The organism is Flectobacillus sp., from assembly GCF_049240685.1.
In the GTDB taxonomy this organism is placed as follows: domain Bacteria; phylum Bacteroidota; class Bacteroidia; order Cytophagales; family Spirosomataceae; genus Flectobacillus.
The window spans coordinates 15,240-37,439 of sequence record NZ_JBMLSD010000199.1; the positions used below are offsets into that span (position 1 = coordinate 15,240).

A 22,200-nucleotide genomic window follows, 5' to 3' on the forward strand; every position below is an offset into this window, starting at 1 on the left:
AAGTAAGTTTATGTCCGAAAATTGGATTAGCACATTTTACTCGATTTTTGTACGAAATGTTTTTTGTTAACAAAAAAGCCCAAATATTAGCGCTATATAAACAAAGCACTAATATTCGGGCTTGGGACAAATACCCCTTGGAGCTTTTACCAAATAATCAAAAAAAACTATTCGGCCACTGTGAGCACAGTTTTATGGCGTTTGAGTTTGATATAATCTGATGGAGTCATTTGATATTTATTTCGGAATGCTCGGGCAAAATAATTGGTGTTCGAAAAGCCCACTTCAAAACTAATATCTGCAATTTTCAAGTCACTTTTTTCTAATAAATAAGCCGCCTTTTTCAATCGCATCGACCTGATATACTCGACGGGCGTTTCTCCTGTTAAGGCTAAAATTTTGTTGTAAAAAGTACTTCTACTCATATTCACCATTTTGCTGACATCCTCTACTGTTAAACTTGTCTGAAGAATATTCTCCTCTATATGACGTGCAACCTCCAACAAAAACTTTTCGTCTTGCGACTCCACTTCAAGTACAGGCGTTTGAACGTTGATTTGTTTGCTATAAGTTTCTTTGAAGGTTTGATTGATTTTGAGTAAATTACCAATTTTAATATCCAATAAATTAAAGCTAAATGGTTTTACCAAATAATCATTTGCTCCAAAAGATAAGCCTTTGGCTTGTTGTTCTTCTTCGGATAAAACCGTTAATAAAATTACTGGAATATGTTTTGTTCGGCTATCATTTCGTATTTTGTCTAATAGCGACAAACCATCCATATTTGGCATATTCACATCGCTGACAATGAGCATAGGATGAGCCGACAGTGCTTTTTGCCATCCTTGCTTCCCATCAGACGCTTCGACAATCTTGTACTTATGGGCTAAATTTTCTTTTAAATAATACCTAATATCCTCATTGTCGTCAATCACCAAAATTATAGGTTTCTCTGATTTTTCGACACTCGTTTCTTGTGTATCTACTGCCAATATTTCGGTAGGATATTCCTGAACTTCTGTTGGTATCTGAATGGGATTTTTAGTAAAACTTTCTTGATTTTTCAATGGTAAAAATACCGTAAAAATACTTCCCATTCCTTCCTCACTTTCTACCTGTATGGTGCCACCATGTAGTTTGATAAACTCTTTTGAAATAGATAAACCGATGCCACTCCCTTGGTTGAGCGTAGCGTCGTCGGTCGGAATTTGAAAAAATCTATCAAAAATCTTTTCGTACATATCCCTAGAAAAACCAGAGCCTGTATCGCCAACAATTAGTTTAATACCTGATTGATTTTCTGGCATTTCGATATGAAAATATACGCTTCCCTGAGCTTTGGTAAACTTTATTGCATTCGATAGCAGGTTCATTAATATCCGTTCTACTTTGTCTTTATCAAAAGCGCAATAATAAGTTTGGACAGCACTCTCAAAATCAAATTGAATATGTTTTGTTTCTGATAAGTATTGAAAAGATTCAAAAATATCCTTCGCAACCTCTATCAAATCACCCTGTGAAAGATGCAATTGGAGCTCTTTATCCTCAATACTTCTAAAATCAAGGAGTTGATTCACTAAATTTAGCAAGCGCTTGGCATTGCGGTTGACAAGATTGAGCGTTTGGATTTTTTTATCACTTTTTTCATTATTCAATAAACTCTCCACAGGATTGAGCACAAGGGTTAGAGGAGTTTTAAGCTCATGGCTTAGGTTGGTCAAAAACTTAATTTTGAGTTTTTCCAGCTCAATTTTACGTTCATTTTCAGTACGTTCCTTTTCACGTTCAAACTCACTTTTCAACTTTTTGATTCCTCTATTTCTCAGATACCATAAGATAAAAAATACAAGGTAAAAATAGATAAAATAGGCAATAGGGGTTTTCCAAAGTGGTGGCAATACATTTACTTCTACAACCCTTTCAGGCGTTTGCCACGAGCCATCTTCACTTTGTGCTTTTAGGCGAAAAAGGTATTTTCCAGGGTCTAGGTTGGTATACACGGCGTTGGTAACCGAGCCCGCTTTGTTCCACTCTTTATCAAAACCTTCAAGCATATAAGCATATTGACTTTCTTGGGGAGAGGTATAGTTGAGTGCTACAAAATCAAGTGAAAAATTTTGTTTGTAGCTCAGCGTAATCTTATCGGCTATTGAAATGGGTTTATTAATCTCGGCATTTTCGCTAGGGATAATACTTTTGTTACCAATCTTTAAATCAGTAAGAATTAATTGAGGAGTTTTATTATTAATATTCAACGTGGAAGGTCTGAAATAATTAAAGCCATCGAGCCCCCCAAAATAGATTTCGCCAGATTGTGTTTTGATGCCAGCTCCCATATTGAAGGTACTTTGCTGAACACCATTGTGGTAGTTGTAATTTTTGAAGGTCTTTTTTCTTGGGTCAAACTTGCTTATTCCTTGGTTGGTACTTACCCAAAGGTTGTTTTCCTCATCTTCTAAGATTTTGTATACCAAATCATTCGACAGTAATTGAGCTTCGCCATACTGGATAAATTTTCTTTTTTGAAAATCAAAAGTGCATAAACCAACCCCAAACACACCCATCCAAACTTTGCCTTGTGAGTCACAATAAATACTCAGGATTCGATCAAGAGCTAGGTTGCTTGTTGCATGATTAAGAATTTCGATTTTATGACTTTTAAAGTTGTAAATCGCACACCCAGCACCATTGGTTCCAATCCACATATTTCCTTGGGTATCTTCTTCTAATGCTGTGGTATAACCATTGGTCAAGAAGTTATACACTTTGGAGGAAAGATGATAGAGGTCTTTGATAGAACGTAATGTATTAGTAGAAGTTTCATAAATAAATACACCTTCTCCGTTGGTACCAATCCAGATATTACCTTGTTTATCTACTTTTAGGCAGTTTACGGGAACATCTGCCCCCTGATTAGCCTTTATTTTGATATATTTGACTTGATTATTTTCGGTGTCCAAAATATACATTCCGTCGCCGTAAGTTCCCACAACGAGCTTATTACCAACAACTTCCAATGCCCCAATAATTTTACTAGGAATTAATTTATTAGGCAAAACATGTTCGATAAACCCTGATTTTTTGTCATACTGATTAAGCCCTCCCCCATCGGTACCGATATAGATTTTTCCGTTGGGCATTTGGGCAAAAGAAGTCACAGACCTTGCACTCAAGCCACGTGCATCGAATGGATTGTAAGATTTGTGATTAAAAAATGCCAGATTAGCGTCGTACTTATTGATTCCCCCTTGTAAGGTGCTGAGCCAGTAAAGTCCATTGGAATCGATATAAATTTCGCGTACCGAGTGACCTATAAAGTCGTTTTGATAATACTGATTCTTAGCAATTGTATTTGTTATTCTGAAGGCTTTTTTGGTGTGAGTATCAAAAACATTAGCGCCGTCGTCGGTACCAACCCACAACATTCCGTCCCTATCAAAAATAACTTTATAGATTTTATTATTGCTGAGTGAATTAGGGTTATTAGATTGATATTGATAACTCATAAAACGATTTTCTTCTTGCATTAGATTCAATCCTTCATCGGTACCAAACCAAAATTCACCATTAGTTCCTTCAGCAATCGAACGAACAATACTACTCGAAATACTAGTAGGATTTTTAGGGTTATGTTCAAATCTAATAAAACCTTTTCTGTCTTCTTTTAGTCGGTGTAGTCCTGCATTGGTGCCCACCCAAATTCGTTTTTTTGAGTCCTCAAACAAGCACAAAATTACATCAGACAACAAAGCATTGGCATCCTTTTCATTTTTTCGATAAGCACTAATACGCTTTGTTCTAGTATTCAAATAGTACAAGCCTGTGTATGTACCTACCCACAAATTTCCCATTCTGTCGGTACACAAGCTCCTAATCCAACCATAGGGAGTAAAATCGATATTCGTAAATCGATTTTGGCTGCGGTCATATAAAGAAAGTGTTGTACAAATACCTACCCATAAATTCCCCTGAATATCTTCAGTTATGGCAGCTACCGAACCTCTACCAATACTTGTAGGATCAGCATCTTTGTGACGAAATACCTTAAAGTTTTGTCCATCAAACTTTGTCAGACCGTCGTCGGTACCAAACCACATAAAACCATCACGATCTTTATGAATGGCATAAGTTGTATTAGATGCTAAGCCATTTTTTGTTGTGTAGGAAGTAAAATTATAAATAGAATGCTGAGCAAAGCTGTGATAACACCATAGTAGTATAATTAAGATAGTAGTTCTCTTCATAAGTCAAAAAGGTTTTATACAAAATCCTATTTTCTAAGCTAAAAGAAGGTTGTTGGGGTATTCTACTTTTACATTTATGATTAAAAATAGCGAGTAATCCTGCGCCTGAGACTATAGTCATTCGGCAAAAACCTATCTATTGTTACTAAGAAACAATTGAACACTCTTTGCCTTGTGCCTGTTGCCTTATGCCTTCAATACAAAACTTAAATCTAAGTTTGCACAATAACTTATCCTATCAAAAGTTAAGTATCTTCAACATGACTTGTTTGATTTTTCAAACATTTATAGTTTTTTTGTTTAAAAAAATAAACAAACCTATTAACTTAGCCCTATACAAAACTATCAAGCAATGCTCACACAAGAAACACTTTTAAAGTTTTTGAAACGACGCTCTGCTCTTTCAATCGCAACCCTCGAAAGAGAAGCTTCTTTACCCAAAAATACACTTTCGGCTGTTCTTAATGGTTCAAGAAACTTGAATGAAAAGCACCTAACAGATTTATATCCTGTAGTTACAAAATATGGCTTTAATCCCGAAGCATTTGAAAAAGCGAGGGTTATTTCAATCATTAATCACAAAGGCGGAGTCGGCAAAACCACCACTACAGCTTATTTGGGCGAAGCATTGGCCAACAAAGGTTTCAAAGTACTATTGATTGATATTGACCCACAAGGCAGTCTTAGCGAAGTGCTAAATGTGACAGTCGGAGAAACACAGGTGTATCATTCGCTACTCAACCTAGATGTGCCTCTGGCCATCCAAAATGTGTTACCTAATCTTGATATTGCCCCGAGCGATATCGAGCTCAGTACGGCCGAAAAAGAGCTATCAAACAAAATTGGTGGTGAGTTGCGCCTGCGTGTAGCAATCCATAAAATCGCAAAAGACTATGACTTTGTGTTGATCGACTGCCCTCCCTCTCTCAATATTCTGACAGTTACGGCCATGCAGGCTTCTAATGGCTGTCTGATTACCACGTTGCCCGAGCAATTGGCCTACAAGGGATTGGTAGTATTACTAGAGAGAATTTCGGAGGTAAGGGCCTTACTAAATCCCTCTCTCGAACTCGATGGTATTGTATTTACGATGGTCAAAAATAATAGTATCCACCGCGAGTATAAAGAGCTTATGAGAAATCAATTCTCAGGGCTTCGCGTCTTTGATACCGAAATCAAACACTTAATTGATTTTCAAAAAGCCATGGTTGAACATCTTACGATTAGTGCGTTCAATAAAAGTTCTGAAGCAGCTACCTCCTATCAGAGTTTGGCCGATGAGTTTTTACAATCTTTGTTTAGTCGTAATTAATATCCTCTCTCTTTATGGCAAAAAAATCTTTAGCTGAAAAAATGGCTGCCAATAGCCAAGCCCTGCTTCAAACCTTAAAACCAAATACCATTAATAGTTTTAGCTCGACCGAAACTATCAAGAAAAATATTGTAATTCTTGATGAGCTCAGAGACCTTATCCCGCCATTATTAGAATCTGAATATTTGGCCTTAAAAGATAATCTTATCAAACATGGATGTAAAGACCCTCTCAAAATTTGGCGAACATCCAAGCATGCTATCGGTAAGATCGAAGAGCCAGATGAAGAGATTTACGTGTTGATTGATGGTCACAATCGATACAAATTATGTACTGAGCTGGGTATCTCTTTCAATATCCAAATCGACAACTTTGAATCACTCAAAGATGTAAGAGATTTTATGATTGACTTTCAGTTGAGTCGTCGTAATATTACTCCTCAACAGGCGTCGTATTTGAGAGGTTTACGATATAATTCTGAGAAAAAAGAACTGGCCGATAACCTCAAAGGGAGCCCACTCGATAAAGATATTTTGCCTAATGGGCAAAATGTCCATTTGGCAGAAAATACTAAAAAAACAACAGCTCAGGAGCTTGGTGAATATTTTAATGTGGACGAAAAAACCATTCGAAGAGATGCTGAATTTGCCAAAGGATTAGAAAAACTAGCACCTACTTTTCGAAAAGAAATTCTGAATGGAAAAGTAAAAGTTGAAAAATCTAAAATCCAGAAACTTGGAAAAGCTACCGACATTACCCATCCAATCACCAGCGTAGATGGGCTTCTTTTGGCCTATAATCAATTAATAACCCCAGAGCAAGCAAATGAGTCGGCCATACCCGAAAAAAGCCGCCTAGAGCTCCAATACGAAAATTTAAACAAACACCTTCTCAAGGCATGTAAAACTAAGAAAATGGATAAAGCCAATATCCAAAAACTGAAAGAGGCCTTTGAGGAATTTCTTAATACCATAACCTCGATGTAATAAAATGCTGAGTCATCCCAAATTGATCGATTGAGTGATTATCTTAAAATATAGATTCTTCGAGTAGAGACGCAATGCTTGCGTCTCAAACTTTTTGCCAATCCTCAATCGCTAACCCTCATGGCTGGCTTTCTCAACATCGCATTATCCAGTACTAATGCCTGTGCCCCAGCCTAAACGCCATACAATATCTCTCCTGAAGCATAAGCTATCCCAAAAACCTAAGAAGCTCGTGTGTTTTATCTATCCCCAAAACCCTGGTTCAAGACTACGTCTCGAACCAGGTACTAAGGCAATACTTTATGAGCCGTCTAAATTTCTGAAAAAATGATTTCATCATTTTTTCAGAAATAAGATTTGTATTTTTTGGCTTCATGCCAAAAAATTTTACCATGCGCAGCGCCAAATCAAAAAAAGTTGAGGTGCTCAAAGTAATTTCAAGACTTTGTCTTGAAATTACTTTTTTCTAGAATTAACTACGAGAAAAACCCCGTCGCGGACATAAAAAATTCAAAAATTTTTAAAAAATTTTAAAACAAACTAATTAGTAGCTATTTCTATATTACTTATTATATAGAAATTTTAATTTCGTAACTACCTGATTTTCAATTATTTATAAAGTACCAATTACGAGAAAAACCCCGTCTAATTACGAGAAAAACCCCGTCTAACTACGAGAAAAACCCCGTCAACTACGAGAAAAACCCCGTTAACTACGAGAAAAACCCCGTCAACTACGAGAAAAACCCCGTCACTACGAGAAAAACCCCGTCAACTACGAGAAAAACCCCGTCAAAATTAAATTCTGAAGGTCTCTGTAGTTACATTATTATACGATTTCTATAATAAATGGAGGAAAACTATTTTTATGTAAAACGGCATTTACAGGCATTTCTAATTACGAGGAAAACCCCGTCTAATGATATTTACGAGAATATTTTGAGCAATCTCGCAAATCATTTATTTTTGATTTATGAAAGCTGTGAAGAAATTAAGTTTAACCGAATCTGATAGCACTGTTGCTCAACATAATGAGTTGGTCAAGGCACGATTTAACATGTCCTTGATGGAAACTCGACTATTTGTGGCATTGTTGGCAAGAATCAATAAAGGCGATACCGAATTTGCCTTGTGCCGCATTCCCATTGCTGAAGTATGTGCCAATGTAGATGGAGGGAAGTCTTATATCGAAGTCAAAGAGGCCGTTATTAAGCTTTCTAGTAAGGTTATAACAATCGAAACAGTCGACAATAACGGCAAGCACGAAATCATCAGTGATCCACTTATGGCCACCTGCCGATACAAAGACGGCTCAGGCTTCATTGTAGCACAGCTCAACCATTTTGTGAAACCCTATCTACTACAGTTGAAAGGAAATTTTACAGTAGCCGAAATTAAAGTTCTTTTACAGCTTAGAAGCTATTATTCTTATCGAATTTATTGGTTGCTCAAATCCACTGCCTATAGTGCTAATAATCTCACCATCGAAGTTCAGGAACTGAGAAGCATACTTGGGATTGAAAATCAGTATCCCAATTTTTATGATTTCAAAAGATGGGTATTATTGGTTTCACAAAAAGAGTTGGCTAGTACAGATATGTCTTTTTCATTCAAAGAAATCAAAGACGGTAGAGCCGTAAAATATGTAGAATTTGCGATTGACCGACAAATGATTCTGCGCTTGGATGAAGATATTATCTTGCCTGTGGCTATTCAGAGTAAACTTTCTGAAAATGGCATTAGCCTCAACTCAATGCAAGAAATTAGCGATTTGCTCAAATCAGGAGTGATTGATGACGATTACATTTTGTATGTCATCAATGAGCTAAGCAAAAAGAAAGATAGAGGCAATATTAAGTCCCTTTCTGGAGCTATTTATGTGGCCATTGTCAAACAGCAGCTCTTGAAAGAGTATCTTGAATTGAAAAACTCCAAAATATACAAACAGCCAAATGCCAAAACTGTACCTACCACCAAAGAAGCAACAACAATTCTAAAACTTGAAGAGCAGAGAGAAGGATTTGATTTGATGAAAAAACGAGGTATGACCGAGTTTGATACCTTCGATGATTTTCTTGAAAACCTATTGCAAAGTGGCTTTAGATACACCCGACAAAACGGTGTAGAGTTGCTGATAAAGGAATAGACCAAGCCAAACCGTTATTACGTGATGAACCAAGACGCCAAATGAAGCCTTTTGCAGGAATGCGAAAGGCTTTTTTGATTATACTTCAAACAACATGAGCAGGCAACCAATAAGGCAATAATATAACTTTTTCAAGATGAATACATGATTATCTGATGAAAGACAGATTGCGGAATGATATTTAAAGTTTTTTATTGAAAATAGTGTAAAAAAGCTCTGATTTTGCATATTATATGCAGTTTTGTGCTAATTTGTCTTAAAAAAATACTATTTATTTTGTTGCACTATAACCAATAGAAGTCTTATTATAATGAAAAACCTAAAAGAAGAAGCTCTTAACTACCACGCTAAAGGAAGACCTGGCAAAATCGAAGTGATTCCTTCCAAAGAAACCGCTACGCAGCATGACTTAACTTTAGCCTATTCGCCCGGTGTAGCCGAACCCTGTTTGGCAATCGCCTCCGACCCTGAAGATGCCTACAAATATACCGCAAAAGGAAACCTCGTTGCGGTAATTTCAAATGGTACAGCTGTACTTGGGCTTGGTGATATTGGTGCTGTGGCTGGAAAACCCGTCATGGAAGGAAAGGGGCTTTTGTTCAAAATTTATGCAGACATCGATGTTTTTGATATAGAACTCGACACCAAGGATGTTGATGAGTTTGTGAGAACTGTAAAAATCCTTGAACCTACTTTTGGAGGAGTTAATTTAGAAGATATTTCAGCTCCTGCTTGTTTCGAAATTGAGGAAAGACTCAAAGCAGAACTCAATATTCCAGTAATGCATGACGACCAGCACGGCACTGCCATTATTAGTGCTGCTGCGCTAATAAATGCTTTGGAATTAGTAGGAAAAGACATCGCCAAAGTAAAAATCATTGTAAATGGAGCTGGTGCTTCGGCAATTTCTTGTACACGCCTGTATCATAGCTTAGGCGCTCTGAAAGAGCATATTTTTATGTTCGACTCAAAGGGTCTGATTCATCCAGATCGTGATAATTTGGACGGTAAAAAACAGGAGTTTGCCAATGGTACCGCTCCAGCATCGACTACCTTAGCTGATGCCTTAGTAGGCGCCGACGTCTTCATTGGTCTTTCAAGAGGCAATACTTTGAAGAAAGAAATGCTGGCAAGTATGGGTGCCGACTGTGTAGTTTTTGCAATGGCCAATCCAACGCCCGAAATTAGCTACGAAGATGCAACGTCTACTCGAACCGATTTGATTTTTGCGACAGGTCGTAGCGATTACCCCAACCAAGTCAATAACGTACTAGGTTTCCCGTATATCTTCCGAGGTGCTTTGGATGTTCGTTCAAAAGTAATCAACGAAGAAATGAAATTGGCAGCCGTAAGAGCCTTAGCTGATCTGGCCAAAAAGCCTGTTCCTGATGTGGTAAATATGGCTTACGGTAAAGACAATATCGTTTTTGGTCGTGAATATATCATCCCCAAACCCGTAGACCCTCGCTTATTGACCACCGTGGCGCCTGCCGTAGCCAAAGCTGCTATGGATACAGGCGTTGCCAAAAGCCCTATTACCGATTGGGAAGCTTATGAGACCCATTTATCAAAGCGACTAGGCTTGGATAATACCCTGACTAGAGTTATCATCAACAAAGCCAAAACAGACCCTAAACGAGTAGTATTGGCTGATGCTGAAAACTTAACCGTTCTGAAAGCAGCTCAGCAAGTAAAAGAAGAAGGTATTGCCATTCCAATTTTGTTGGGAAGTATCGAAAAAATACAGCAGTTGGCGCTTGAAAACCAGTTGAATTTGGAAGGAATCGAGATTATCAGCTCGCATCAGCCACAAACAGACGCCGAACAAGCACGCTTACAAAAATTCAGCGAATTATTTTTTAATAAACGTAAACGTAAGGGCTTCAACAAGACAGAAGCACAGGAAGTGATTCGCCGCCGTAATTACTTTGGTTGTATGATGGTCGAAACGGGCGAAGCCGATGCCATGGTTGGGGGAATGTCACGGAATTATCCAGATACGATTCGCCCAGCGTTGCAGACGATTGGCCGTCAAAAAGGAGTCAAGAAAGTATCGGGTATGTACATCTTGATGAGCCGTTTTGGCCCTTTATTTTTGACTGATACTTCTGTAAACTTTAATCCGAGTGCAGAGGAAATTGTAGAGATAGCCGAACTTGCAGCCAAAGAAGTAGAAAAATTCAATATCAAACCTCGAATTGCTTTACTGACTTATTCAAACTTTGGCAGTGCCGATGGCGACGATGCCATCAAAATGCGTAAGGCATTGGGTATCTTGAAAGAACGTAATCCAGAGATGATTGTAGATGGCGAAATGCAAGCACACTTGCCATTTAATTTGGATTTATTAAAAGAAAATCATCCGTTTTGTGATTTGGTTGATGGGGGCGCTAATGTCTTGGTATTCCCCAATTTGTCGGCTTCAAATATTGCATATAACTTAGTAAAAGAAATTGCTAATATTGAGAAAATAGGCCCAGTATTGTTAGGACTCGACAAGCCCATTCACCTGTTACAATTAGGCTCGACCACACGTGAAATTGTTAATATGGTGGCTATTGCGGTAGTTGATGCGCAAATAAATCAAAGGTAAACAAGAAATAAGTAATCGTGCAGAATGAGATTTAAGTTTTTTGTTTTAGGCAACAGGCACAAGGCAAAGCGTGTTAAAATGTTTTTTAGTAACAATAAATATATTTTTGCCGAATGCCCAAAGCTGAAAAATTAAATTTTATTTTGCGTGCTAACTTAACAGGGATAAATCATCCACATGTTTTATCCCTGTTATTCTGAAGATAAGTTTTACTTTGCCTAAACTCACAAACCTGAAAACTATGCAAGAGAATCAACAAAAATTAGCTCCTATGTCACCAAGGGAGCTAAATCTTCATCATTTTGGGACAGAGTGGAAAATGAATGTGACTGATTTTCACCATCTTTTTCACATCAACAGAATCGAAGAAGTACGTGCCAAAATAAAGTTTCCATTGCAACCACACCGCAAAACGGTATTTGATTTTATTTTATTGACCGAAGGGAATTCTGTAAGAAGTAAAGGCTTGCACAAATATGAGTTTGGGAAAAATACTTTTTTCTTCTTACCTGCCTATCAAATTTCCACACATGAATTTATGAGTGAAGATGCACAAGGGTATTTTTGTCATTTTGATTCAGAGATTTTTAATAAATTATTTCCTCACAGTCCATTCGAAGATGATTTTACTTTTTGGCATTTTGCCGAAGATCCCATTATCGAAGTGGCAGAGGAGATGCTTCCTCCAATCATCAGCATTTTAGATCGCCTCCAAGCAGAGTATCTTTCCAATAAAAGCTTTCATACCCAGTTGATAGCCGCTTACCTTTTGGCCTTATTCAATGAGTTGAGCGTAATCAAAAAAAGTACAAAGATAGCCTCCAAAAACGCCGCTTTGCGTGTTACAGAGCGCTATAAAGACCTTTTGTCTCAATATATCTACCAAACTAATAAGGTTTCGGAATACGCTTCAATGCTGGCGATTACACCCGATCATCTCAATAAATGCGTAAAAGCCACAATAGGCAAAACTTCTCAAGAGCTTCTAGCCGATATGATAATTCTAGAAGCTAAGGTATTGCTTAGGCAAACGAGTTTGTCAATTAGTGAAATTGCTTTCAAATTTTCAGAAACTAATCCTAGCGATTTTAGTCGCTTTTTCAAAAATAAAATAGGACTCTCTCCCAAAGAATTTAGACAGTCATTGTTGTAATTTTTTTCGGATTGAAACTTTCTGATTTCGGAAATGTAAGCTTTTAATTTTTGTAAAAAAATAAAGGTATTTTACTCTATTTCCGAAATCAGAAATCCTAAATCTAAAATTGTTTGAACTCCTTCGTGCAATACACATCTGATTTCCCAAAGCAGCAATCGTGATTTGGGAATGTATTTTTATCATCCAACCTGTGTATTCTTCCAAAAAAATCGTCTCAAGGAAAGAATTTCTTTCTCAATAACTGATTTTGCATATAAAACACCGTTTTGTGCTAATTTTTCCCCTTTTAATATAATTAGATTTGTACAACAAATTATTCGAACTGTTATAAAGTGATACTCTATGTGAATCGTAGAATCACAAAAAAAGCTGATAAAACGGTCAGGTTCTATCAGCTAGAAGTCCTCCAAAACCTTGGGAAGTAGCAGAGGACAAGCGGTTTGGTCCATGTAGTACTCAAACACAATTACAAAAAAATGGGAAAAAATTCATTTACGAAAAGAATTTTCTTTGTTTTTCTGGTGACATTAGTCAACCTATCGGTTTTTGCACAGCAGCGTAAAATCACTGGAACAGTAAATTCGGCAACAGGTCAGGCATTGGTCGGTGTAAGTGTTGCTATCAAAGGCACTAGCAAGGGTACTACTACAGATGCGAGTGGAAAGTTTGGTATAGAAGCGACTAGCAACCAAACTTTAGTATTTTCTTTTGTAGGATACCAAAGTCAATCCATACAGGTAGGCAATCGCCAAACGGTTGACATTACCTTGAGCGAAGCTACCGAAAACCTCGATGAGGTAATCGTTACGGGGGTATTCGACAAACGGACAAGGATGAATGCTTCTGTAGCGATTTCGACCCTTAATACCAAACAAATCGAAAATGTAGTACCGAATAGCTCAACCGATTTGCTCAAAAATGTACCAGGCGTGTATGTAAACTCTTCGAGAGGGGAGGTAGGCAACGCGATTTACACCAGAGGATTGAACTACAACGGTGGTTTCTTTTATGTGTCTATGCAAGAAGACGGCTTACCAGTGGTAGGTATTTCGGGCTTGTTGCAACCAGATGGCTATTTACGAGCCGATGCCACCATCAACAAAGTAGAGGCCGTAAGAGGGGGAACAGCAACTATCTTGGGGCCTAACGCTCCTGGAGGACTATTTAATTACGTATCAAAAACAGGAGGAACAACCTTTCAGGGAGAAGTCAGAGGGCGTTATGGATTAGAAGGTAATGGCAAAAACCCTTACTACAGAATGGATTTTAATGTAGGAGGGCCTCTGTCTAAAGACAAAACATGGACTTACAACGTAGGCGGTTTTTATCGGAATGCCGATGGTGCTAAATACCCTGGCTATACGCTGAGTTATGGTGGACAAGTAAAAGCCAATGTTGTGAAAAATTATAAGTCAGGACAGTTGAAGTTTTATGTAAAAGTCTTGGACGATAACACCGCACCGTTTGAGTTTACGCCTACTGTCGATTTTCAAAACCCTCGTCCAGCAGGGAGCTTTACCAACACGAGCTCTACGCTTATTCAATCGCAACAGTTTGTTATTCCGAAAGCTATTTCTGGTGCATCAAAAGATATTTTATATGATACACGCAAGGTACAAGCATTTAATGAAAGAGCCTTTGGACTTACTTGGGAACAAACATTAGGAGAAGGATGGACTTTTAATAACAACCTAAAACTAGCCTACAAAGACTTTGTTTCACAAACAACAAGTGTTGTTTTCCCTTTCAGAGTTGACCAAATGACTTTTTATGGTGTGAGTGGCAATGTGGCTCGTTTTGGTACATACGAGTTTTTTGACCCTATTACCAAGCAAAGCTATGGCACAGTACAACAGTTGCCACCAGCCGGTGGTGGAATACGGCTCATTGCTAATAATTTATCACTACCAGGAAGCACAGTATTGCCTAATGCCGTTTACTACAACCCTAATCCATACAACGAGTCAACGATGAACGACCTAATCAACCAAGCTACCATTACCAAAAAGCTGAAAAATATGTCGTTTACAGGAGGTGTATATTACTCGCTTACAGAAGCTACTCGTATGACAATGATTCCGGGTGGACAAAGCTTTGCCACAATCGAAGACCAACCCAGAACAGTGGCCATTAAATACACCAACTTGGCAGGACAACAATTTGAACTAACCAATCCTTCAGGGATAACTAACTTTGGCGGTAGCGGCGTATATGACAATAAAGCAACTATTAAACAAACGGCTATCTTTTTAGGACATAATTGGGATGTAAATGACAAACTCAACATCGACTGGGGTATAAGGGCCGAACATTTCAATATTAATTCGAGCTTTACAACACCTAAACGAGTTAGCCCTGATAGTCAAACAGGTGCTGATGGAAATGCTACTACCTTGTATGACAATCGTATATTTACGAAAAATCCAGAGCAAAACTTCGATAAAACGCTGTCTTTTAGTGATGTATTATCGTATTCATTGGGGGCAAATTATACCTTTAATGAAGGATTGGCCGTTTATGGACGTTTTTCACAAGGGCGTAAAACACCCGATTTGAGCTATTTCATGGACATTGCTAATCAGCAACTTACATCAAATATTTCGGTTGAGGCACAGAGCATAAAGATGGCTGAAATAGGGTTGAAATATCGTAAAAAGAACTTCAATATGTTTGTAACGCCTTTTTATACATTGGCGAGCAATATTCCGAATTTCCAGATTTTCCAAAATGCCGATGCTACTTACTATGCTCCTGCTAGGGTATATCAAAAAATTGAAACCAAAGGGGTTGAACTAGAAGGAAATTATGTATTCAATAAAAACTTTAACCTCCGAGTAGTTGGTATTTTGCAAAGTTCCGTAGCCAAAGAATTTGGGGTGTGGCTGGCTAAAACAAACGGTGCTGCCGATGACGAAAAAGTAACTTACGACGGGAATTACAACGATAATATTGCCAATATGTTTACGGTTACACCAACCTACAATACAGATAAATTCATGGCATCGTTGACTTGGCAATACATGGGTAAAAGATGGGCGAATGTAGGGAATGCATTCGAACTACCAGCATTTCACGCATTCGATTTGAACGCCTCTTATAAAATCCAAAAAAATATTCAAGTGAATATGTCGGTCAATAATATTTTCAATACTTATGGTATCATGGGATGGGCCGCCCCAGGCGGATTCCCAGCAGCACTCGATACACAAGGATTTACCAAAGCAATGCTTGAAGCCAATCCGCAGGCAATATACGCTACACTTCCCATACTGCCAAGAGCTTATTTCTTGACTTTAAGCTATAAATTCTAAGATGCTTTAAAGAGGTGTATCTCACCTCTTTTTCAATTTTATTAATATGAAACAACGAAAAATATATTTAGGCTTTTTACTCCTTTTTATCAATATTTTAGCTTTCGGACAAAAAAAACAACCCTTTTATTGGGGAGTAGCCACGGCAGCTTACCAAGTGGAAGGGGCTTATCAGACCGACGGTAAAGGAGAATCGAAATGGGATTTTTTGACCAATAAGGTTGGTATTACACAATTTATCATTGGAGAAAAACAAACGGGTAATGTGGCCATCAATATGTACGACCGCCCCCAATACCTCAAAGATTTGGCCTTGCTCAAACAACTGGGAGCAAATGCCTATCGCTTTTCTCTGGATTGGAGTCGCATTATTCCCGATGGTACAGGGGCTGTCAATGAAAAAGCCTTGGCCCATTACGACCAATTGATTGACGATGTGCTTGCGGCAGGTTTAGAGCCATTCGTGACGATTTATCATTTCGATTATCCTGCCGTTTTGATGCAAAAAGGCGGTTGGGGCAATCCTGCTATGGTTGATTGGTATGTCAATTATGCGTCGATTGTCATGAAAAGATTTGGTAAAAAAGTCAAGCATTTTATTACGTTCAACGAGCCTTACATTGAGTTTTTTTTAGTAGAAAATATGTTGCACGAACAAGAAAACAAGCATATTCCTCCTAAAGAATACTATATGAGTCAAATGCAAAAAGCTCATAGACAACTCATTGCCAACGCTAAGGCTATTGAATTGTATCATTCTTTACAGTTAAAAGGACACATAGGCATTGTACTGAATGTAAATCCTGGCGCGGCTTGGAATGCCCATAATCCAGCCGATGTAAAAGCCGCAAATTTTCAAGATATTTTGATTAATGGCTTGTTTTTAGACCCATTATACAAAGGAAAATACCCCCAAATGGCAATGGACTCTTTGGCAAAATACAACCCTAGTTTTCAGCCAAGTAACAGCGATTTGGCCTTCATAGCCCGCAATAAACCCGATTTTTTGGGGATAAATTTCTATGCTCCTGCGGTAGTGAAAGGCGAAGATTCGGCTATGTCGTTGAAATGGCTCGACAACAACCCCGATGCTATTAAGTCGAATGTTGGGCCTGTTATGCCAGAATATCTGTACAAAATGCTTGTACGCTTGAAGAAAGAGTATGGCAACCCTACGGTGTATATTACCGAAAATGGGACGGGTTTTGCGGGAGAAGATGTTGTAAAAGATGGAAAAATAAACGACCCTTTGCGAAGCGATTACATCAAACGTCACATAGATTGGGCCATAAAGGCAAAAAGAGAAGGCGTAAATCTAGGAGGCTATATGGTTTGGAGTGGTTGGGATAATTTTGAATGGGTATCGGGTTATACCAAGCGTTTGGGGCTTATTTATGTCGATTTCAAAACCCAAGAACGCATTCCTAAACAAAGCTATTATGACTATCAACAGTTGATTAAAAAGTACAAAGGACTATAAAAGGCTTACTCAAGCGCAATAGACAGCAGTGGTTTCGTCAACCCAAATCTCGTTATGATAAAGTCTAAAAACCCTGTAAATTGCTTTTTTACAATAAAAGCTAAAAATATGAAAATTAAACTTGTCTTATTGTTTTGTTTAGGCTGGGTAGCACAGGCGAAAGCACAACTTTTATCTGATTCTTTGTTGATAGAAAATCATCATAGAAGTTTCTATTTTCTACCAGTAGCCAAGCCCAAAGCGGCGTTGGTCTTTATTTTACATGGTTCGCAAGGCGACGGAATGCTCATCAGAAAGTATGGCAATAACCTGCCTACAGCCAAAATTGAAGCCCTCGCACCACAAGAAAACATCTTGCTCGTGTACCCGAATGGCTACAAACGCTACTGGAACGAGTGTAGAAAAACGGCTCAGTCGGCAGCTAATGCAGAGAATATCAACGAAGAAGCTTTTTTCAGTGAAATGATAGCCTATTTTAAATCAAAGTACGAGATTGATGAAAAGAAAGTGTATGCCATCGGAACATCGGGTGGCGGACACATGGCTTACAAATTGGCCATTACAATGCCCGAAAAGTTTAGCGCCGTCACTGCCATTGTTGCCAACTTGCCCGATACCAATAATTTTGATTGTACCGAAAAGAAAATTGCCAAGCCTGTTATGATTATCAATGGTACACTCGACCCCATCAATCCTTATCAAGGTGGTGAGGTTGTATTGGGCGGAAAAATCAGCTTAGGCTTTGTTCGTTCTACCGAGCGAACTTTGGCATATTGGGCTGGTTTGGCAGGATATACCAAACAGCCAAGTATGACGGTATTGCCAGATACTGACCCAAGCGACGGCAAAATCATCGAAAAATATACATTCAAAACCGAGCATAAACCCGAAGTAACCCTGCTCAAGGTGATTGGAGGAAAACACGATTATCCCAACGACATAGATGTTTATCTGGAAGCTTGGGCGTTTTTCCAACGAAACAAGTGACAAAATAGCACTATCTCTTTTTAACCATGAAAAAAATACTTACCTACGAAAACGGCTTAGTAGCCTTGATGGCCTTGGTCTTTGGCTGTCTATTTTTTGACAGATTAGCCCTCAACTTTTTGATTCCGTATGTGGCCAAAGATTTGGCTTTGAGCGATACCCAAATAGGGCTATTGGCAGGAGCGTTGTCGTTGGCTTGGGCTTTTTCCAGCTATTTTTCAACAGCTTGGGCAGAAGCCAATGCCAAAAAGAAAGTTGTTTTTTTAGTAGCTGTAGGTGTTTTTTCTTTGTGTTCGGTAGGGTCGGGTATGGCAAGTAGTTTCGTTACCTTGTTTGCTGCTCGTTTATTGATGGGCTTTTCGGAAGGAGCGGTGATACCTTTGGCACAAAATTTTGTAGAAAAAGAATCATCTCCTCATCGTTTGGGGCTAAATGCTGGTATTTTGCAAGGCGTAGGCTCGGCTTTGTTTGGGTCTATTTTAGCGCCAGTAGTTTTGGTAAAAATAGCCGAACAAATCGGATGGCGTGATGCTTTTTATGTGGCGGGTGTACCGGGGCTTGTATTAGGCTTGTTGGCATGGCGTTATATCAAGGCTTCAACGGCCGAAAGTATCAGTGTAAAACAAGAGAAAAGCATCAATATCCAAGAACTTTGGCAATACAACAATGTGCGTTGGGGCATCGCTGTGGCCTGTTGTGTATTTGGGTGGTGGTTTGCTACCTTGCCTTTTATTTCAAAATACTTTGTCACCGTGCAAGGCATGACACCCGACGAAATGGGAAAAACCATGGGACTTTTGGGCGTATCGGGCTTACTCTCGTCGATTATTGTACCTGCTCTTTCCGACAAAATAGGACGTAAGCCCGTCATGTTTGTATTCATGGCATTGGGTGTATTGTATCCGCTTGCCGTATATGCTTTGGCGGGTTCGGCACTACAATTGCCCGCCATGTTTGTTACGTATTTTATGATGGGCTGTTTGGCCATGGTTGCCGCCGTTATACCCTCCGAAGCAGTGCCAGCACATTTGAGAGCCAAAGCGATGGGCTTGATTATGGGTGTAGGCGAAATCGTAGGAGGTGTGCTTATTCCAGCATTGGCAGGTATTCTTTCCGACCAAATCAACCCCGGTGCATTTTTAGGTGTTTCGGGATTATTGGCTATACTGGGATTAATTTTTGTAACACAATTACAAGAAAAACCTCAGTTAGAAAAATAGATATTGGACAAAAATGAAGTTCCTAGTTCAAGACTAAGTCTTGAACTTACTTTTTAAAACAGTTTTAAACTGTTTTAAAAAAATCAATGACTATATCAAACGATATTGGATTGCGGAAGTGTGATTTTCTTTAACCCTATGTTTTTTAAAAATGAGCGCATTTTTCAATATTTCCGAAATCAGAAATTCCAAATCTACAATTGTTTTAGATGATTGATTCATATCTGGGTTGTATAAACTTGTTATTGATTAGTTTAGAAAGAATCCACCAATAAATAAGTATAATTTTTTTAGGATAAAATATACCTTTGTTGGTAATCGAGTAAACAATAACCCCAAGTTTTTACTATCAAATCTATGAAAATCAGAATCCTTAGTTTTTCCCTGCTCTCAGTTATAGCTATGCTAAGTTGGGCATGGATAAATAAAAATCAGGGAACAGAAAATGATTGGAGCGACTACCTCGGTGGCTCAAATCGCAATCATTATTCGACCTTGCGACAGATTACGCCTGAAAATGTGAGTCAGCTAAAAATAGCATGGACATATTCGCTTCCCGACTCAGGCCAAATGCAGGTAAACCCTCTAATCATCGATGGCGTGCTGTATGGTGTGAGTGCTTCGGTGCAAGCCTTTGCCTTGGATGCCGCTACGGGTAAAGAATTATGGAAATTTGGCGATCCGCTCAAGCATTGGTCGAGTACCAGCCGAGGCGTATCATATTGGCAAAAAGGAGACGACAAAAGAATTCTATTTACCACCGGACCAAGTTTGTGGGCTTTGGATGCCAATACGGGTAAACCAATTGATAGTTTTGGCGAGAATGGTAAAATCGATTTGCATAAAGGGTTACCAGAAATCGCTCAAAACAAATTTATCATTTCTAACACTCCCGGGACGGTTTTCGAAGACTTGATTATTATGCCCGTGCGTTTATCGGAAGGTGCAGATGCTGCCCCAGGCGATATCAGAGCATTTGATGTGAAGACTGGTGCATTGGTTTGGACTTTTCATACGATACCTTATCCAAATGAATTTGGCTACCAAACTTTTCCTAAAAATGCCTACCAAAATAAAGAAATCGGAGGTGCCAATAACTGGGCAGGAATGGCGGTCGACAAAGAAAATGGTATTGTATTCGTACCAACGGGTTCGGCAGCGTATGATTTTTATGGAGGAAATAGAAAGGGAAATAATCTTTTTTCCAACTGTTTATTGGCACTTGATGCTCGTACAGGCAAACGTATTTGGCATTTTCAAACAACACACCATGATATTTGGGATAGAGACTTGCCAGCACCTCCCAATTTGTTGACCATTACACAAAAAGGCAAAAAGATTGACGTTGTAGCGCAGGTAACCAAACAGGGATATGTGTATGTATTTGAGCGTAAAACTGGAAAACCGATTTTCCCGATTAATGAGATTCCTGTGCCCAAATCAAGCCTAGCAGGAGAAATAACATCGCCAACCCAGCCGATTCCAAGTAAGCCAAAGCCTTACGCTCGACAAGCTAATACAATTACTGAAGCCCAGATAAGTCCGTATGCTGAGAATCGAGAAGAGCTGATAAAAGAATTGAGAAAACTCAAAACAGCCATATATCAACCGGGCAATAAAACAGGCGTATTGCTATTACCTGGCTATGATGGAGGAGCTGAGTGGGGCGGCGCAGCAGCCGATCCAGAAGGAACTCTATATGTAAATTCCAATGAAATGGCTTGGATTCTCAAAATGATCGAAACACCCAAAAAAGCTCAATTGAGTCAGATGACCGCAGGAGAGAGATTGTATTATTCTCAATGCTCGGCTTGTCATGGCAAAGACCGAATGGGAAATCCTAAAAGTAATTACCCATCTTTGTTGGGCATAGAAAAGAAATACGATAAAGCCTATATCAACCGAATTATTAGTACTGGAAAAGGAATGATGCCCGGTTTTACGGCTATCTCGGCAAATGACAAGCAAGCCATCGTTTCGTTTTTGCTAGGAGAAGAGAAAAAAGAAGTAAGTGCCTCAAATCAAACAGATAATGAGCCTTATATTCCTTTCAAAAGTGATGGGTACAACAAGTTTTTGGATAATCGTGGCTTGCCAGCGATTGCACCACCTTGGGGGCAGTTAACGGCAGTAGATTTGAATACAGGTGAGTTTAAATGGCAAATTCCTTTGGGTTTTGAGCCTATGCTCGCCAAACAAGGTATTAAAAATACAGGCGTCGAAAATTATGGTGGTCCTGTAGTCACAGCAAGTGGTTTGTTGTTTATTGCGGCTACCAAGGATGGTTTTTTTAGAGCTTTCGACAAACATACGGGTAAGCTTTTATGGGAAACTCAATTGCCAGCCGCCGCTTTTGCCACACCTTCGACCTATGCGGTGAACGGCAAGCAGTATATCGTTCTGGCTTGTGGGGGCACAAAGTTGGGTACTCCCAAGGGTAATCTTTATGTAGCCTTTGCATTAGCACGCGCTAAGCAATAGGCATTCGGCGCTCTGTTTTAGGCAATGGGCAACAGGCACTAGGCAAAGAGTTTTTAAACTATTTTGAATAAACACAGACCTAAGTAAGTAGGAAAACATTATTGGTTAACAGTATATCAGTAATTGTAATATGTTAATAATCAAAAGGTTAATCTTAATTTTTACCTTTAAGATACTATTAATTTAATCTTTCCTGCTACTTACTTTTGTCCAAAGCCCATTGCCGAAAGTACAAACTAAATATTAAACTTAGTAAAACCTTGAAATTGATTCGTCGTTCCTAA

General features: G+C 38.7%; 11 protein-coding genes. 10 read left to right on the forward strand and 1 reads right to left on the reverse strand.

The window, feature by feature from the left end:
- Positions 1-167: 167 nt before the first annotated feature.
- Positions 168-4,244 (reverse strand): hybrid sensor histidine kinase/response regulator transcription factor, encoded by a 4,077-nt coding sequence (locus ACOVQ4_RS09105; protein WP_421820340.1) that lies wholly within the window; start codon positions 4,242-4,244, stop codon positions 168-170.
- A 352-nt stretch (positions 4,245-4,596) separates the two neighbouring features.
- Between ACOVQ4_RS09105 and ACOVQ4_RS09110 the strand changes: the two genes are divergently transcribed.
- The 10 genes from ACOVQ4_RS09110 (at position 4,597) to ACOVQ4_RS09155 (ending at position 21,916) form a co-directional block, all read left to right on the forward strand.
- Positions 4,597-5,556, forward strand: a complete 960-nt coding sequence (locus ACOVQ4_RS09110; RefSeq protein WP_421820341.1) for an AAA family ATPase — start codon at positions 4,597-4,599, stop codon at positions 5,554-5,556.
- 14 nt (positions 5,557-5,570) lie between these two features.
- Complete coding sequence (locus ACOVQ4_RS09115; RefSeq protein ID WP_421820342.1) at positions 5,571-6,542, forward strand: hypothetical protein; 972 nt, start codon at positions 5,571-5,573, stop codon at positions 6,540-6,542.
- 982 nt (positions 6,543-7,524) lie between these two features.
- Positions 7,525-8,688, forward strand: coding sequence for a replication initiation protein (locus tag ACOVQ4_RS09120; RefSeq protein ID WP_421820343.1), 1,164 nt, complete (start codon positions 7,525-7,527; stop codon positions 8,686-8,688).
- 310 nt (positions 8,689-8,998) lie between these two features.
- Complete coding sequence (locus tag ACOVQ4_RS09125; RefSeq protein WP_421820344.1) at positions 8,999-11,281, forward strand: NADP-dependent malic enzyme; 2,283 nt, start codon at positions 8,999-9,001, stop codon at positions 11,279-11,281.
- A gap of 241 nt (positions 11,282-11,522) precedes the next feature.
- Positions 11,523-12,434, forward strand: coding sequence for a helix-turn-helix domain-containing protein (locus tag ACOVQ4_RS09130; protein ID WP_421820345.1), 912 nt, complete (start codon positions 11,523-11,525; stop codon positions 12,432-12,434).
- A gap of 479 nt (positions 12,435-12,913) precedes the next feature.
- Positions 12,914-15,748 (forward strand): TonB-dependent receptor domain-containing protein, encoded by a 2,835-nt coding sequence (locus ACOVQ4_RS09135; RefSeq protein ID WP_421820346.1) that lies wholly within the window; start codon positions 12,914-12,916, stop codon positions 15,746-15,748.
- 46 nt (positions 15,749-15,794) lie between these two features.
- Entirely contained in the window at positions 15,795-17,228 is a 1,434-nt protein-coding gene (locus ACOVQ4_RS09140; RefSeq protein WP_421820347.1) for a glycoside hydrolase family 1 protein, read from the forward strand.
- Between the two features lie 108 nt (positions 17,229-17,336).
- Positions 17,337-18,215 (forward strand): alpha/beta hydrolase family esterase, encoded by an 879-nt coding sequence (locus ACOVQ4_RS09145; RefSeq protein ID WP_421820348.1) that lies wholly within the window; start codon positions 17,337-17,339, stop codon positions 18,213-18,215.
- Positions 18,216-18,241: 26 nt separating this feature from the next.
- A complete protein-coding gene (locus ACOVQ4_RS09150; RefSeq protein ID WP_421820349.1) occupies positions 18,242-19,435 on the forward strand; it encodes an MFS transporter in 1,194 nt (397 codons plus the stop codon).
- Between the two features lie 357 nt (positions 19,436-19,792).
- Positions 19,793-21,916: a PQQ-binding-like beta-propeller repeat protein gene (locus tag ACOVQ4_RS09155; protein WP_421820350.1), complete on the forward strand. Its 2,124-nt coding sequence runs from the start codon at positions 19,793-19,795 to the stop codon at positions 21,914-21,916.
- Positions 21,917-22,200 lie beyond the last annotated feature (284 nt).

What these genes read in the sequence shown, in the direction of transcription:
- ACOVQ4_RS09155 (WP_421820350.1), top strand. Translation starts at nt 19,793, where the DNA reads ATGAAAATCAGAATCCTTAGTTTTTCCCTGCTCTCAGTTATAGCTATG.
- ACOVQ4_RS09115 (WP_421820342.1), top strand. Translation starts at nt 5,571, where the DNA reads ATGGCAAAAAAATCTTTAGCTGAAAAAATGGCTGCCAATAGCCAAGCC.
- ACOVQ4_RS09110 (WP_421820341.1), top strand. Translation starts at nt 4,597, where the DNA reads ATGCTCACACAAGAAACACTTTTAAAGTTTTTGAAACGACGCTCTGCT.
- ACOVQ4_RS09130 (WP_421820345.1), top strand. Translation starts at nt 11,523, where the DNA reads ATGCAAGAGAATCAACAAAAATTAGCTCCTATGTCACCAAGGGAGCTA.
- ACOVQ4_RS09105 (WP_421820340.1), bottom strand. Translation starts at nt 4,244, where the DNA reads ATGAAGAGAACTACTATCTTAATTATACTACTATGGTGTTATCACAGC.
- ACOVQ4_RS09145 (WP_421820348.1), top strand. Translation starts at nt 17,337, where the DNA reads ATGAAAATTAAACTTGTCTTATTGTTTTGTTTAGGCTGGGTAGCACAG.
- ACOVQ4_RS09140 (WP_421820347.1), top strand. Translation starts at nt 15,795, where the DNA reads ATGAAACAACGAAAAATATATTTAGGCTTTTTACTCCTTTTTATCAAT.
- ACOVQ4_RS09150 (WP_421820349.1), top strand. Translation starts at nt 18,242, where the DNA reads ATGAAAAAAATACTTACCTACGAAAACGGCTTAGTAGCCTTGATGGCC.
- ACOVQ4_RS09135 (WP_421820346.1), top strand. Translation starts at nt 12,914, where the DNA reads ATGGGAAAAAATTCATTTACGAAAAGAATTTTCTTTGTTTTTCTGGTG.
- ACOVQ4_RS09125 (WP_421820344.1), top strand. Translation starts at nt 8,999, where the DNA reads ATGAAAAACCTAAAAGAAGAAGCTCTTAACTACCACGCTAAAGGAAGA.